Source organism: Streptomyces sparsogenes subsp. cuspidosporus, from assembly GCF_039532705.1.
Classification (GTDB): Bacteria; Actinomycetota; Actinomycetes; order Streptomycetales; family Streptomycetaceae; genus Streptomyces; species Streptomyces sparsogenes.
The window spans coordinates 1-553 of sequence record NZ_BAAASD010000166.1 but is presented as its reverse complement, the minus strand read 5'-3'; the positions used below and the strand labels follow the sequence as shown (position 1 = coordinate 553).

Below are 553 nucleotides of genomic sequence, written 5' to 3'. Positions count from 1 at the left end.
GCCAGTAGCGCTGGTGTTGGAAGGCGTAGGTGGGCAGGTCGATCCACGGGTGGTGGGGGGCGTGGCAGACGGTGTCCCAGTCGACGGGGGTGCCGTGGACGGCGAGTTCCGCCAGGGACAGCGTCAACTGGTCGCTGCCGCCCCGGTCACGACGGAGAGACCCGGTGACCACGGCAGGGATGTCCAGCGCCTCGGTGGTCTCCTGGATGCTGGTGGTGATCACCGGATGCGGACTGACTTCGACAAACGCGCCGTAGCCCGCCTCCAGCGCGGCACCGATCACCGGCGCGAAACGCACTGGCTGCCGCAGATTGCGATACCAGTACTCGGCACCCATCCCCGAGCCATCGGCCAACTCCTCATCCACGGTGGACCAGATGGGGACGACACCGGCCCGAGGCCGCACCGGGGCCAAATCCCGGAGGAGCTGGTCGCGTACGGACTCCACATGCGCACCGTGGGACGCGTAGTCCACCGCGATCCACCGCGCCCGTACCCCCTGCTCCTCACACCCGGCAATCACCTCGGACAGCGCATCCCGGTCACCGGAGAT

1 protein-coding gene is annotated in these 553 nt (G+C 68.5%); it reads right to left on the bottom strand.

Annotated elements, in window-relative coordinates; genetic code table 11:
- Window positions 1-553, bottom strand: a 553-nt coding sequence (locus ABFY07_RS42880; RefSeq protein WP_346179636.1) for an acyltransferase domain-containing protein, incomplete at both ends; no start/stop codon positions are given.